Annotated in this window: 13 protein-coding genes; 8 read left to right on the forward strand and 5 right to left on the reverse strand. The window is 59.9% G+C overall.

The genetic code is table 11. The features are described 5' to 3' along the window. Positions 1 to 25: 25 nt before the first annotated feature. Positions 26 to 670 carry a ribosome biogenesis GTP-binding protein YihA/YsxC gene (gene yihA, locus EAW52_RS00915; protein WP_074821308.1) on the forward strand — a complete coding sequence of 215 codons (645 nt, stop codon included), beginning with the start codon at positions 26 to 28 and terminating at the stop codon, positions 668 to 670. Between the two features lie 426 nt (positions 671 to 1,096). On the opposite strand, the gene polA is transcribed toward yihA, so the two are convergent. Continuing rightward, entirely contained in the window at positions 1,097 to 3,838 is a 2,742-nt protein-coding gene (gene polA, locus EAW52_RS00920; protein ID WP_122041084.1) for a DNA polymerase I, read from the reverse strand. A gap of 72 nt (positions 3,839 to 3,910) precedes the next feature. Between polA and EAW52_RS00925 the strand changes: the two genes are divergently transcribed. Together EAW52_RS00925 and EAW52_RS00930 are read left to right on the forward strand one after the other, a co-directional pair. After that, a complete protein-coding gene (locus tag EAW52_RS00925) occupies positions 3,911 to 4,192 on the forward strand; it encodes a DUF2782 domain-containing protein (RefSeq protein WP_122041085.1) in 282 nt (93 codons plus the stop codon). A gap of 122 nt (positions 4,193 to 4,314) precedes the next feature. After that, a complete protein-coding gene (locus tag EAW52_RS00930) occupies positions 4,315 to 5,265 on the forward strand; it encodes a homoserine kinase (protein WP_122041086.1) in 951 nt (316 codons plus the stop codon). 71 nt (positions 5,266 to 5,336) lie between these two features. On the opposite strand, the gene znuA is transcribed toward EAW52_RS00930, so the two are convergent. After that, entirely contained in the window at positions 5,337 to 6,287 is a 951-nt protein-coding gene (znuA, locus tag EAW52_RS00935; RefSeq protein ID WP_372238877.1) for a zinc ABC transporter substrate-binding protein ZnuA, read from the reverse strand. A gap of 65 nt (positions 6,288 to 6,352) precedes the next feature. Between znuA and EAW52_RS00940 the strand changes: the two genes are divergently transcribed. The 3 genes from EAW52_RS00940 to znuB are packed head-to-tail and all read left to right on the forward strand — an operon-like array spanning position 6,353 to position 8,383. Continuing rightward, positions 6,353 to 6,838: a Fur family transcriptional regulator gene (locus EAW52_RS00940; protein WP_122041087.1), complete on the forward strand. Its 486-nt coding sequence runs from the start codon at positions 6,353 to 6,355 to the stop codon at positions 6,836 to 6,838. Then, complete coding sequence (znuC, locus tag EAW52_RS00945) at positions 6,835 to 7,605, forward strand: zinc ABC transporter ATP-binding protein ZnuC (protein ID WP_010796546.1); 771 nt, start codon at positions 6,835 to 6,837, stop codon at positions 7,603 to 7,605. Before EAW52_RS00940 ends, znuC begins: the two co-directional genes overlap by 4 nt. Then, the gene (gene znuB / locus EAW52_RS00950; protein ID WP_122041088.1) at positions 7,598 to 8,383 is read left to right on the forward strand and encodes a zinc ABC transporter permease subunit ZnuB; all 786 of its coding nucleotides are present in this window, start codon (positions 7,598 to 7,600) and stop codon (positions 8,381 to 8,383) included. Before znuC ends, znuB begins: the two co-directional genes overlap by 8 nt. Positions 8,384 to 8,445: 62 nt before the next feature. On the opposite strand, the gene EAW52_RS00955 is transcribed toward znuB, so the two are convergent. Then, complete coding sequence (locus EAW52_RS00955; protein ID WP_122041089.1) at positions 8,446 to 9,525, reverse strand: tartrate dehydrogenase; 1,080 nt, start codon at positions 9,523 to 9,525, stop codon at positions 8,446 to 8,448. A 110-nt stretch (positions 9,526 to 9,635) separates the two neighbouring features. Between EAW52_RS00955 and EAW52_RS00960 the strand changes: the two genes are divergently transcribed. Both EAW52_RS00960 and EAW52_RS00965 read left to right on the forward strand, forming a co-directional pair. Next, complete coding sequence (locus EAW52_RS00960) at positions 9,636 to 10,565, forward strand: LysR substrate-binding domain-containing protein (protein WP_122041090.1); 930 nt, start codon at positions 9,636 to 9,638, stop codon at positions 10,563 to 10,565. 76 nt (positions 10,566 to 10,641) lie between these two features. Further along, positions 10,642 to 11,469, forward strand: coding sequence for an aldo/keto reductase (locus EAW52_RS00965; protein ID WP_010796542.1), 828 nt, complete (start codon positions 10,642 to 10,644; stop codon positions 11,467 to 11,469). 63 nt (positions 11,470 to 11,532) lie between these two features. Here EAW52_RS00965 and rsd read toward each other — a convergent pair whose 3' ends face one another. After that, positions 11,533 to 12,039, reverse strand: coding sequence for a sigma D regulator (gene rsd, locus EAW52_RS00970; protein ID WP_122041091.1), 507 nt, complete (start codon positions 12,037 to 12,039; stop codon positions 11,533 to 11,535). Positions 12,040 to 12,201: 162 nt separating this feature from the next. After that, positions 12,202 to 12,711 carry a disulfide bond formation protein B gene (locus EAW52_RS00975; protein WP_122044681.1) on the reverse strand — a complete coding sequence of 170 codons (510 nt, stop codon included), beginning with the start codon at positions 12,709 to 12,711 and terminating at the stop codon, positions 12,202 to 12,204. Positions 12,712 to 12,760 lie beyond the last annotated feature (49 nt).

Consider the following 12,760-nt stretch of genomic DNA (forward strand, 5'->3'; position numbering starts at 1 on the left):
CGCTGCGGCGCCATCGAGACCTACTATGACGTTCAAAAACCCTATTATCGGCCTTTGCCAACAAGCGACCTACCAGATCAGCGCCACCCGGGTGGACCAGTGCCCGCCGGATATTGGCTACGAAGTCGCCTTTGCCGGCCGCTCTAACGCGGGCAAATCCAGTGCACTCAATACCCTGACCCATGCCAGCCTGGCCCGTACCTCCAAAACCCCTGGCCGTACCCAGATGCTCAACTTCTTCCAGTTGGATGAGGAGCGACGTCTGGTCGACCTGCCTGGCTATGGCTATGCCAAGGTCCCGATTCCGCTCAAACAGCACTGGCAGCAGCACCTGGAAGCCTATCTGGGCAGCCGTGAGAGCCTTGTGGGTATCGTCTTGCTGATGGATATCCGCCACCCGCTGACCGAGTTCGACCTCCTGATGCTGGACTGGGGCAAGGCAAGCCATATGCCGATCCATGTTCTGTTGACCAAGGCCGACAAGCTGGCTTTTGGCGCAGCCAAGAATGCACTGCTCAAGGTACAGCGCGACATCAAGAAAGGCTGGGGCGACAACGCCAGCGTACAGCTGTTCTCGGCTCCCAAGCGTCAGGGGATCGAAGAAGCCCACAAGGTGTTGGCTCAATGGCTGGGGCTGCTTGAGGACGAAGCGGCCAGCGACGTGGAATAAGCACAGGAGCATGGCGCACTGAATTGTGGGTGCGCCATAGGCTGACAGCACATGTCCATCGAAGCGCTACCGCTCTTGTTCAGGCAAAAACCTCTGCCGCACTTTTCCGGACGCAAAAAAAACCCCGATCTTCATTGGGGAGGGGAAAAGATCGGGGTTTAAGTTCGGACCGCTAGGGCGGGGTCCGTTAATCTGCCAACACTAAACAGCAAAGGAGCATCGAAGGGCTTCTCCAAGCCATTCACAAAATCAGACAGAACGGCTTCACAAAAGTTCTCCGTTCATCGAAAAAATGTCATAACCGCTTGTTATTTTTTCGAAGACTCATTCCTGAACCTCAAGCTGCTAGCCAATTCGCTCCTTTTAGCCACTATTTCGCCATAAAAAGCTGCAAAAGGCCCCAGCGGAGCCTTCTGCATTGCCCTCTTAGTGCGCCTCGTCCCAATTACAGCCAACGCCCGCTTCCACCAGCAGCGGTACGTCCAGTTCAGCCGCACCACTCATCAACGGACAGAGCTCTTCACGTACGGTCTCGACGAGATCTTCCCGTACTTCCAGTACCAGTTCGTCGTGTACCTGCAAAATGACGCGGGCATCAATACCCGAACGCTGTAGCCAGTCATCCACACGCACCATGGCGCGCTTCATGATGTCTGCCGCCGTGCCCTGCATGGGTGCGTTGATCGCTGCACGTTCGGCACCACGACGGATGTTCTGGTTCTTGGAGTGAATATCCGGCAGGTACAGACGGCGGCCAAACAGCGTTTCCACATAGCCCTGATCCACGACCTGGGCGCGGGTGCGCTCCATGTAAGCCAGCACCCCGGGGTAGCGCAGAAAGTACCGGTCGATATAGGCCTGGGCCTCCTTACGATCCACGCCGATCTGCTTGGCCAGGCCAAACGAACTCATGCCGTAGATCAAGCCGAAGTTGATCGCCTTGGCGCGGCGGCGCTGCTCATGGGTTACCTCGTCCAGGCTTACGCCCATGACTTCGGCAGCCGTGGCACGGTGCACGTCCAAATCGTTCTGAAACGCATGCAGCAGGCCTTCGTCTTGTGCCAAGTGCGCCATGATGCGCAGCTCGATCTGCGAATAGTCCGCCGCCATCAGCTTATAGCCTTTGGGCGCGATGAAGGCCTGACGGATGCGGCGACCTTCCGCGGTGCGGATCGGGATATTCTGCAGGTTCGGATCGGATGAAGACAGTCGCCCCGTCGCCGTCACCGCCTGATGATAAGAGGTGTGGATACGCCCGGTGTGCGGGTTGATCTGCTGGGGCAGCTTGTCGGTATAGGTGCTCTTGAGCTTGCTCATCGAGCGGTGCTGCATGATGACCTTGGGCAGCGGATAATCCTGGTCGGCCAATTCCTGAAGCACCGCTTCGGCCGTGGACGGCTGGCCGGACGCGGTCTTGGATACCACCGGCAGGCCTAGCTTCACAAATAGGATCTCGCCGAGCTGCTTGGGCGAGCCCAGGTTGAACTCCTGGCCGGCCAATTCGTAGGCTTCTTTTTCCAACGCGATCATCTTCTCGCCCAGCTCGCGGCTCTGCACGCCAAGCAGATCGCGATCCACATAGGCCCCGTTCTGCTCGATACGCGCCAGCACCGGAACCAGTGGCATCTCGATGTCTTTCAGCACACCTGCCAGCGCCGGAACGGCTTCAAGCTTGGGCCACAGGGCCTGATGCAGCCGCAGGGTAACGTCAGCATCTTCGGCGGCGTAAGGGCCGGCCTGCTCCAGGGCAATCTGGTCGAAGGTCAGCTGCTTGGCACCCTTGCCGGCAATGTCCTCGAAGCGGATGGTGCTGTGGCCCAGGTACTTAAGTGCCAGGCTGTCCATGTCATGACGGGTGGCGGTGGCGTCCAGCACGTAGGATTCGAGCATGGTGTCGAAGGCAATGCCACGCAGGGTGATGCCATAGCGGGCAAAAACGTTCTTGTCGTACTTGCCGTGCTGCATGACCTTGAGCTTGGTCTCGTCTTCCAATAGCGGCTTGAGCGCAGCCAGTACGGCGTCACGGTCAAGCTGGGCGGGTGCCCCCATGTAATTGTGCGCAACCGGCACATAGGCCGCCTCGCCCGCTGTTACCGCGAACGAGATACCGGCCAGATCCGCCTGATGAGCGTCCAGGCTGTTGGTTTCGGTGTCCAGGGCAAACAGGTCGGCCGCCTTCAGCTTTTCCAGCCAGGCGTCGAATTCGTCCTGGGTCAGAACCGTCTGGTAATCGAGTTCCAGCGTCGCCTGCTCGCTTTCACCCAGCGGCAGCGGCTCGCCGCTGTCCTTGGCCTCCCGCAGCAGGTCGTCCAGCCAGGATTTAAATTCCATTTCCTTGTACAGGGCGATCAGCGCTTCGCGGTGCGGTTCCTCCGGCATCAGTTCATCGAATCTCACGTCGAGCGGAACATCGATCTTGATGGTTGCCAGCTGATAGGAAAGATACGCCTGATCGCGGTGCTGCTCGAGCTTGGCCGCCAGCGACTTGGCGCCGCGGATCGGTAGCGTAGCCACCTTGTCCAAATTGGCATACAGCGCGTCCAGGCCGCCGCCAATCCCGTTGAGCAGGCCACAGGCCGTCTTCTCGCCAATGCCCGGTACGCCGGGAATGTTGTCGATCTTGTCGCCCATGAGTGCCAGGAAGTCGATAATGTGCTCAGGCCCCACACCAAACTTCTCTTTCACACCCTCGACGTCCAGCACGCTGCCGCTCATGGTGTTGACCAGCGTGACATGCTCGCAGACCAGCTGGGCCATGTCCTTGTCGCCCGTGGAAATCACCACCGGACGAGAAGCGGCTGCGCAGCTCCGGGCCAGAGTGCCGATCACATCGTCCGCCTCGACGCCCTCCACATTGAGCAGTGGCAGGCCCAGGGCGCGAATGCAGGCGTGCAGCGGCTCGACCTGACTGCGCAGGTCATCGGGCATGGCCGGGCGATGGGCCTTGTAGTCGGCGAAGAGTTCATCGCGGAACGTTGGGCCCTTGGCATCGAAGACTACGGCAAAGGGGCTGTCCGGGTATTGTCTGCGCAGGGACAGCAGCATGTTGAGGACGCCTTTCACGGCGCCGGTCGGCCGGCCGGTCGATGTCATCAACGGCGGCAGGGCATGGAAGGCACGGTAGAGATAGGAGGAACCGTCCACCAGGACGAGAGGCGCTTGGCTCATGAGCGAGATCAACCTTTTCGCGAGGCCTAGAGGTAGAATTTCCTCTGACCTATTCAAAAGGACAAGGTTACCATGCGAGTGCTCAGCAGACTTTTACTCATCGGTCTTTTAGCTGCCCCCATCGTACCCGTACTGGCCCAGGAGGACCCTTCGCCCGAGCCGGACGTAACTATCCGTCATGATGGCGACAAGACCATCCAGGAATACCGTGTGAACGGTTTTCTGTATGCCATCAAAATCACTCCCAAGCACGGCAAGCCGTATTTTCTGGTGCGCGCCGATGGCGACAGCAATTTCATCCGCTCGGACCAGCCCGACATGCTGATTCCCCAATGGGAAATCTTCCGCTGGTGATTTTATTCGGCCCTGTCGGTACGGGTGGCTGTTCCTCAGGCCGCAGCAGGCGGTAAACTGCCCGCCGTTTTTCGGCTTGCAGGCCGTTCTCGTCCATGACGCTTTGAGGAAAGCTTCACCCCATGTCCGTCTTTACCCCGCTCGACCGCCCGACGCTTGAAGCTTTCCTGGCAGACTACGGCCTTGGCCGTCTGCGCGACTTTCGCGGTATTGCCGAAGGGTCCGAGAACACCAACTACTTCATCAGCCTGGAAGGCGGTGAGTTCGTGCTGACACTGGTCGAGCGCGGTCCGGCAGCCGATCTGCCGTTTTTCATTCAGCTCCTGGATGTGCTGCATGAAGCCGATCTGCCAGTGCCGTATGCGCTGCGCACCGAGGCGGGAGACGGGCTACGGACCCTGAAGGGCAAGCCTGCCCTGCTGCAGCCGCGGCTACCGGGCAAGCATGAGCGCGTACCGAACCCTCATCACTGCCAGGAAGTCGGCTCGCTGCTGGCCTGCATTCACTTGGCAACACGCGATCGAATCATAGAGCGTCCAAGCGACCGGGGTCTCGCCTGGATGCTGGAGCAGGGCCCACAACTGGCAAACGAGCTACCCGAATCGGCCCGGGCGATGTTGCATAACACACTGGATGAGATTCACGCGCTGCAGGAGCGAAACCCCAGCCTGCCATGCGCCAACCTCCATGCCGACCTGTTCCGCGACAACGTGATGTTCGACGGGCCGCACCTGTCTGGCGTAATCGACTTCTACAATGCCTGCTCAGGCTGGATGCTCTATGACCTCGCCATCACGGTGAATGACTGGTGCTCCTGCGAAGACGGCTCGCTCGACGATCCGCGCGCCCGCTCATTACTGGCCGCCTATGCCGCCAAGCGCCGCTTCACGCCGCTCGAAGTCGAACTCTGGCCGGTTATGCTGCGGATTGCCTGCGTACGCTTCTGGCTGTCCCGCCTGATTGCCGCCAAGGCCTTTGCCGGTCAGGATGTGCTGATCCACGACCCTGCCGAGTTCGAGCACCGTCTCGCCCAGCGCCAGAATGTTGCGCTGCGGCTCCCCCTGTCGCTGTAAGCTTTTCGAGGGCTTCGTCCTGTGTACGAAGCCCCTGCCTCAACGACTCAGCTAGTCAAAATCGCCTTTGCCTAAATTTTGCCCAGGCAATCCGTCAGTTTGCCCGTCAGGTTGGTCAGCAGCGTCTCATAACCGGAGGCATTGACTGGCGCATCAGCGCCCAGCGGATCCAGTTCGGACAGCGTGACTGGCAGGCCCTGGCTCAGCGTATCGGCTAGACGCGGGCGCAGCGGCGGCTCGGTAAAGACGCAGGTGGGCCCGGCGCTCTTCAGCATGGCGCGCATTGCGGCAACATGGCGGGCGCCCGGCTGCACATCCCCACTGATGGCAAATACACCACGGTGTGACAGGCCGTAGGCTTCTTCAAGGTAGTCGAAGGCCTCATGAAAGACGAAATACGGCTTGCCAGTCAAGGGCGTCAGATCCTGCTTGAGCTGGCCATCGAGGCGGTCGAGCCGCTGGTTGAAGGCCGCCAGATTCGCCTTATAGCGGTCGGCGTTGGCGCTGTCCTGGGCCGAAAGATCAGCCGCCATCCTGGCAGCGATCACGCGTGCGTTGTTCAGCGAGAGCCACAGGTGCGCATCGATGGAGCCGGGACGATGGTCATGGTCGTGCTCGAAAGCTTCGTCATGGCCATGGTCGTGCTCGTGCTCGTGCTCGTGATCTGCTTCGGCGCTGAAATTGACGAAGCGCCGCAGGTGCAGATCAGGTAGCTCCTGTATAGCGACGCTGGGCTTGTCCCGGCCGGGCAGCACATCCTTGAGAAAGACTTCCATGTCCGGTCCTATCCAATAGAACAGCTGCGCCTCGCGGATGCGCCGTATGTCGGAAGGCCGCAGGGCGTAGTTGTGCGGGGAGGCGCCTGGCGGCAGCAGAACGTCGGGCGTATCGACGCCCTCTTGCACCGCCGCGGCAATCAGCTGCAAGGGTTTGATGCTGGTCAGTACGTTGACCTCGGCATGGGCCGAGGCTGCAAAAGCGGTCAGGCCGAACAGAGCGCCGGCAATCAGGGATCGGATCACGGAAGGGTCTCAAAGCAGTACGTTTGCAATATAATAACGTCCCTATTCATAAACGGCTCATTTCAATGACGAGTATCCCTCTGGCTTCTCGCCCGCATGACCATTCCCATTGCGTCACCCATGCGCTGGGTGAGGCCGAATCGCTGTGCACGAAGTCCGGTGTACGCCTGACCGACCTGCGCCGCCGCGTGCTGGAGCTGGTCTGGCAAAGCCACAAGCCGCTCGGGGCCTATGACATCCTGGCGGTTCTCAGCGAGCAGGACGGCCGCCGTGCTGCACCGCCGACCGTTTATCGTGCGCTGGATTTCCTGCTCGAAAACGGCTTGGTGCACCGCATCGCCTCCTTGAACGCCTTTATTGGCTGCAATCACCCAGGGCATGCCCACCAGGGTCAGTTCCTGATTTGCCGCCATTGCCATGTGGCGATCGAGCTTGAACAGCCAGCCATTCATGAGGCTATTCAGGTAGGTGCCGGCACGGTCGGCTTCAAGGTCGAAGGCCAGACGGTCGAAGTCATCGGCCTCTGCTCTGCCTGCCAGGACGCTCAATGAGCGATGCGCTGATCCAGCTGTCCGATGTGGGCGTGCGCTTTTCCGGGCAGAACATTCTTGATCAGGTAAACCTGACCCTCACGCGTGGCGAAATCGTCACGCTGATCGGGCCCAACGGGGCTGGCAAGACAACGCTGGTGCGCACCGTGCTGGGTCTGCTCAAGCCGGACACCGGCAGCGTCTGGCGTCAGCCACGCCTGACGATTGGCTACATGCCGCAAAAGCTGCACGTAGATGCAACGCTTCCGCTCTCTGTGCTGCGGTTCCTGCGGCTCGTGCCGGGTGTAGACCGTACAAGTGCCGCCAGCGCCTTGGCCGAGGTAGGTGCAGATCACTTACTCGACAGCCCCTTGCAAACCATTTCCGGAGGCGAGTTGCAGCGCGTGCTGCTGGCCCGTGCGCTCTTGCGCAAGCCCGAGCTGCTGGTGCTCGACGAGCCGGTCCAGGGTGTGGACGTAAGCGGTCAGGCGGAGCTCTATCGGCTCATTACCCAATTACGCAACCGCTACGGCTGTGGCGTGCTGATGGTTTCCCATGACCTGCATCTGGTCATGAGCACCACTGATCAGGTCGTCTGCCTGAATCATCACATCTGCTGCTCCGGCCATCCCGAGCAAGTCAGCGGCGATCCGGCCTTTGTCGAACTGTTCGGCCAGGACGCGCGCAGCCTCGCGATCTACCACCATCACCACGACCATGCCCATGAACTGCATGGCGGCGTCGTGATGAAACCCCACGTCCATGGTGAACACTGCAAGCATGGCTGATTTTCTTCTTTACGCCTTGCTCGCCGGGCTTGCATTGGCGGTTGTTGCCGGGCCGCTGGGCTCGTTCGTGGTCTGGCGACGTATGGCCTATTTTGGCGACACCCTTTCCCACGCAGCCCTGCTCGGTGTGGCAATGGGCTTTTTGCTCGATGTCAGCCCGACCCTGGCGGTTACCGTTGGCTGCGTCGTTCTGGCTGTCCTTCTGGTATTGCTCCAGCGCCGCCGGGGCCTGGCCGCCGATACGCTGCTAGGCATCATGTCCCACAGCACCTTGTCGCTGGGCTTGGTGGCTCTGTCCTTCATGAAGGACGTACGGATCGACCTGATGAGCTATCTCTTTGGGGATCTGCTTGCCGTCAGCCAGAGCGATCTGTGGTGGATTCTGATCGGCAGCGTGATCGTACTGGCCGCGCTGGCCGCGCTCTGGCGCCCCCTGCTAGCCATTACCGTGCACGAGGAGTTGGCCCAGGTGGAAGGCCTGCCGGTCACGGCCATCCGCATGGCCCTGATGCTGCTCATTGCCATCGTGATTGCGGTCGCGATGAAAATCGTCGGCGTCCTGCTGATCACGTCGCTGCTCATCATTCCCGCCGCTGCCGCGCAGCGCCATGCCCGCAGCCCCGAGCAAATGGCCTTTGGCGCCAGTGTGCTGGGGATCATTGCGGTGTGCCTGGGCCTGTCGCTGTCGTGGTATCAGGACACGCCGGCCGGTCCTTCCATCGTGGTTTCGGCCGCAGCGCTCTTCCTGCTCAGCTTTATGCTGCCCAGACGGGCGTAAGCTACACCGGAACTGAAAAGCCCCGCCTAGACGGGGCTTTTTATTGAGCCAGAGCAGATGCTTCAGAACTGCGCGGCAATGGCCTTGCCAAGCGCCTCGGTCGTTCCCGTCCCGCCAATATCCCGTGTCAACGGTGCATTGTCCGGACCTTTTGCCAGGACGGTCTCGATGGCGGCCAGTACTGCCGCGCCGGCGTCATGGTGGCCCAGGTGCTCCAGCATCATCGCGCCGCACCAGATCTGTCCGATGGGATTGGCAATCCCCTGGCCTGCGATATCCGGCGCCGAGCCATGGACGGGCTCGAACAGGCTGGGGAAGCGGCGGTCCGGATTGATATTGGCCGAAGGCGCAATACCGATCGTACCCGTGCAGGCCGGGCCAAGGTCGGAAAGAATGTCCCCAAACAGATTGCTTGCCACGACGACGTCGAACCAGTCCGGATGCAGCACAAAGTTCGCCGTCAGGATATCGATGTGGTATTTGTCGATCTTGACCTCTGGATAGCCTGCCGCCATGGCTTCCACCCGCTCGTCCCAGTAAGGCATGGTGATGGAAATGCCGTTGGACTTGGTGGCCGAGGTCAGGTGTTTCTTTGGACGTCGCTGCGCCAGCTCGAAGGCGAACTTGAGGATGCGGTCGACCCCGATACGGCTCATGACCGTTTCCTGCATAACCACTTCGCGCTCGGTGCCGGCAAACATTTTGCCGCCGATGCTGGAGTATTCGCCTTCGGTATTCTCACGCACTACATAGAAATCGATATCACCCGGCTTGCGGTTGGCCAGCGGGCTTCTCACGCCCGGCATCAGGCGGCAGGGGCGCAGGTTCACGTACTGGTCGAAGTCACGGCGGAATTTCAGCAGCGACTCCCACAAGGAGACATGATCAGGAACCACTTCGGGCCAGCCCACCGCGCCAAAGTAAATCGCGTCGTAGCCCTTGAGCCGTTCGAACCAGTTGTCCGGCATCATCTTGCCGTGCTTCACGTAGTAATCCGCACAGGCAAAATCAAACCAGTCCCATTGCAGCGTCAGGTTGAATGCCTTTGCAGCGGCATCCATGACCCGAATGCCCTCAGGCATTACTTCCTTGCCGATGCCATCGCCGGGAATGACTGCAATCCGGTAACAGGGCGTGCTCATGGGCGAATCCTCTTGTAGTTGATACACAGTCCGGCCAGTGTTATTCACTCCTCCGATCCACACAATTCGCCTTTGAAGAAAGCCATTATTGAATCTAGGTAGAGAATTGCATGTCCGCCATCGATGACCTCAGCTTTTTCCAGCGCGTCGCCACACGGGGCAGCCTTACCGCCGTGGCGCGTGAGCTGGGGCTGTCACTCCCTGCAGTAAGCAAGCGCCTGACGCAGCTGGAACAACGCCTGGGTATTCAGCTGGTACAACGCACGACGCGGCGACTGGACCTGACGGCAGAAGGCGAGCTGTACCTGGAGGGCGCCCGGCCGATTCTCCAGCAGTTGGAGGAGCTAGAAAGCGCCTTGGGCAACCAACGCCAGACCTTGCGCGGGCAGCTCAGAATCAACGCAACCTTTGGCTTTGGAAGACGCCACCTCGCCCCTGTCCTGTCCCGCTTCGCCCAGGAGTACCCTGATGTCGAGCTATCCCTTGAGCTAACCAGCCAGCCGCTCAGCCTGCTGGACCAGGGCATGGATATCGGTATTCGCATGGGCGAGCCGCCGGACTCACGCCTGGTCGGCCATCGCCTGCTGGGCAATCCGCGCCTGCTCTGTGCCTCTCCAGCCTATCTGAGCCGCGCCGGTACGCCCCATGAGGTATCCGAGCTGAGTGCACATAATTGCATCGTGCTGCGCCAGGATGGCAGCGACTACGCTATCTGGCGTTTCCATAAGGAGGGACGTGAGTACGCTCACAAGGTCAGCGGCAGCCTGTCGAGCAATGATGGAGAAGTTGCCCTGCAATGGGCGCTGGACGGCCATGGCCTAATCCTGCGCTCCTGGTGGGATGTCCATGAGCACCTCGCCTCGGGCGCCCTGCTGCCGCTGCTGACCGCGTACGAGGCACCCCGTGCCGACATCTACGCGGTCTACCCGTACCGCCGGCACGTGCCTCGCCGTATCAAGATCTTTGTCCGCTATCTGGCCCAGGCGTTGGAGGCGCGTCTGCCCCATGCTCCCGAGCCCGTTCGTAACGCGCCGGGATAGAAACGGCTCCTCCCCGGTCGTATCACCGATACCGCCGGAAATATACGACTCCCTTCATCTCGACACAGGAGTAATCATGTCCTCGATTCCGAGCCTTCAACTCAATGACGGTCACCATATTCCCCAGTTCGGCCTGGGTACCTGGAAAACCCCAAACGAAGAAGCGCCCCAGCTGATCCGCTCAGCCCTCGAAATGGGCTACCGCCACATCGATACAGCGGCTGCCTATAACAACGAGGAAGGCGTAGGCCAGGGCATCGCCGAATCCGGCATCGACCGCAGCGAGCTCTTCGTGACAACCAAGCTGTGGAACGAGCGCCAGGGCTTCGACGAAACCCTCAAGGCCTTTGACGAGAGCCTGTCCAAGCTCAAGCTGGACTACGTAGACCTCTACCTCATTCACTGGCCCTGCCCCAAGGCTGGCAAGTTTCTGGATACCTGGAAAGCGTTCCTGCGCCTGCGTGAAGAGGGTCGCGTTCGCTCGGTAGGCGTCTCCAACTTCCGCCAGGAAGATCTGGAGCAGATCATTCTGGAGACTGGTGTAACCCCAGTGGTGAACCAGATCGAAGTTCATCCGCTGCTACAGCAAAATGACCTGCGCGAAGTGAACCGTCAGAAGAATATCCTGACCGAAGCCTGGAGTCCGCTCGCTCAGGGCGGCGAGCTGCTCAAGCATCCCTTGTTCCAGGAGCTGGCGAAAAAGCATGGCAAGACGCCTGCCCAGGTCATCCTGCGCTGGCATGTCGAGCTTGGCTCAATTATTTTTCCCAAATCCACCAATCCCGAACGTATCCGTGAAAACGCCGATATCTTCGACTTCAGCCTCGACAGCGATGACATGCAAAAGATCGCCGCTCTGGATGAAGGCAAGCGCCTGGGCCCGGATCCGGCAGAATTTTGCTAAGCCATCGGGCACAAAAAACCCCGCCTGGGCGGGGTTTTTCATGCGCATCGATCAGCGCGTCACTCAATAGACCGGCTGTTGGGAGGCGGCCACACCGGACGTAGACATTGGCTGCAACTGATGCGAATTGTGCAGCACTTCGATCAGGCAGTCTTCAAGCTCGAAGCGCTCATCAAGCAGTTTGCCCAGTTGCTGCAGCTCAACCAGCAGGCGAGCCGGCTCATGGCAGTCGCCACTGTCGCAACGGTCATTGAAATTCAGGGCAGCCTCGGTCAAGGCCTGCAGGCGTGGATAAACGGTATGAGCAAATTCCATGGCACGCTGATCATCAAAGGCCTTTGCCTCGTTCATCAGTTGCTCATAGATTTCGAAGTGCCCTGCCGATACATAGTCCACGAGCAGATCGCACAGCTGCTCAAGGCCCTTGTGGTTTACCATCGGAGCCAACTGAGGCTCTAGCTGCAGGGCTTGATATGCCGTTACCAGTTTTTGACGTTCCTGCAACCAGCGATCAATCATCTGGTGCACCCCACCCCAACGTTCTTGTGCATTTCGGCAACGTTCAAGCATGACGAACTCTTCCTCAGCGGCGAAACAATAGCCCCGACGGTCTTCGTCGTAAGGCGTTCGACCCGGTTAATCCAACCAGAGACTGTTCGGACACCGTCGAAGCAGAGTAGTGCCGTTCAGTGATCGACTGCAACCCCTGCAACCTGCTGAACGGCATTCCGATTATCGGACAATGACACCACGGGAGCGGCGGAAGAACTGATAGATCGAAAGCAGAATAAAGCCGGTAAAGGCCAGCAGGCTCCACTCCGGCACGCTCATGCCAAACAATGTCCAGTTCACTTCGGCGCAATCGGCCGTGCCATGTAGAACCAGGCGCACAACGTCCTGGAATGGCAGGGCCTGCATCATGTAATCCAGGCTGGGCAAGCAGGCAGGCAGCTGGTCGGCCGGTAACGTCTGCAGCCACACTTGTCGACCGGCGGTCGCAGCGCCCAGGGCCGAAGACAGAAAGATTAGGGCCGCATAGACACGCTGGCCGCGGGTAGCCGGATTATGCAGGGCCGCGATGAACGCCAAGATGCCGGCGATGATGAAGAATATCCGCTGGACGATACAGAGCGGGCAGGGTTCAAGGCCGAGGACGTGCTCAAGGTAAAGGCCGGCGGCCATGAGCACGGCGCAAGCAATAGCGATTAGCGAAAAAATAAAACGCGGGCTAGTCACGAGCAGGACGGCTCCAAAAGAAATAGAGGTCGCTACGGTAGTGAAAGCGTTGCGG

Source organism: Pseudomonas sp. LTJR-52 (assembly GCF_003691465.1).
In the GTDB taxonomy this organism is placed as follows: domain Bacteria; phylum Pseudomonadota; class Gammaproteobacteria; order Pseudomonadales; family Pseudomonadaceae; genus Chryseomonas; species Chryseomonas luteola.

Coding starts and splice junctions, on each gene's coding strand:
- rsd (WP_122041091.1), bottom strand. CDS start 12,039: ATGCTTGAACGTTGCCGAAATGCACAAGAACGTTGGGGTGGGGTGCAC.
- yihA (WP_074821308.1), top strand. CDS start 26: ATGACGTTCAAAAACCCTATTATCGGCCTTTGCCAACAAGCGACCTAC.
- EAW52_RS00955 (WP_122041089.1), bottom strand. CDS start 9,525: ATGAGCACGCCCTGTTACCGGATTGCAGTCATTCCCGGCGATGGCATC.
- znuC (WP_010796546.1), top strand. CDS start 6,835: ATGAGCGATGCGCTGATCCAGCTGTCCGATGTGGGCGTGCGCTTTTCC.
- EAW52_RS00965 (WP_010796542.1), top strand. CDS start 10,642: ATGTCCTCGATTCCGAGCCTTCAACTCAATGACGGTCACCATATTCCC.
- EAW52_RS00930 (WP_122041086.1), top strand. CDS start 4,315: ATGTCCGTCTTTACCCCGCTCGACCGCCCGACGCTTGAAGCTTTCCTG.
- EAW52_RS00925 (WP_122041085.1), top strand. CDS start 3,911: ATGCGAGTGCTCAGCAGACTTTTACTCATCGGTCTTTTAGCTGCCCCC.
- EAW52_RS00940 (WP_122041087.1), top strand. CDS start 6,353: ATGACGAGTATCCCTCTGGCTTCTCGCCCGCATGACCATTCCCATTGC.
- znuB (WP_122041088.1), top strand. CDS start 7,598: ATGGCTGATTTTCTTCTTTACGCCTTGCTCGCCGGGCTTGCATTGGCG.
- EAW52_RS00960 (WP_122041090.1), top strand. CDS start 9,636: ATGTCCGCCATCGATGACCTCAGCTTTTTCCAGCGCGTCGCCACACGG.
- polA (WP_122041084.1), bottom strand. CDS start 3,838: ATGAGCCAAGCGCCTCTCGTCCTGGTGGACGGTTCCTCCTATCTCTAC.